Origin of the sequence: Pseudomonas sp. HY2-MNA-CIBAN-0224, from assembly GCF_040310285.1 — a bacterium.
Taxonomy (GTDB): Bacteria; Pseudomonadota; Gammaproteobacteria; order Pseudomonadales; family Pseudomonadaceae; genus Aquipseudomonas; species Aquipseudomonas helleri.
This window is the reverse complement of sequence record NZ_JBEOPQ010000527.1, coordinates 1-271: the sequence shown is the minus strand read 5'-3', so window position 1 is coordinate 271 and position 271 is coordinate 1. Positions and strand designations below refer to the sequence as shown.

Below are 271 nucleotides of genomic sequence, written 5' to 3'. Positions count from 1 at the left end.
GCTTAATAGTATTGTCATTATCTTCACTATTGGCAGTATTCTCGACTGGCGCATCGATCCGAGCGACGGGAAGCAAGCTTTTATCACTAGCGAAGTTAATGATATTTTTACCCGCTTTTTGGTTGCTATCGAGGTTGCCGATTGTATTGATAAAGCCATAACCTGCGGAGCTGGCGAGGATGATACGCTCATCATCTTTGCCTGTGAGCAACTGCTCAAAACTTGCACCTGCTGGCGGTTTGAGCACGCTGGTCAACGGATCACCTTGACC

Annotated in this window: 1 protein-coding gene; it reads right to left on the bottom strand. The window is 47.2% G+C overall.

Annotation, left to right across the window (positions count from 1 at the left end; genetic code table 11):
- Nucleotides 1-256, bottom strand: a 256-nt coding sequence (locus AAEZ03_RS27425) for a hypothetical protein (RefSeq protein ID WP_350583006.1), incomplete at its 3' end; no start/stop codon positions are given.
- Nucleotides 257-271: the final 15 nt, after the last annotated feature.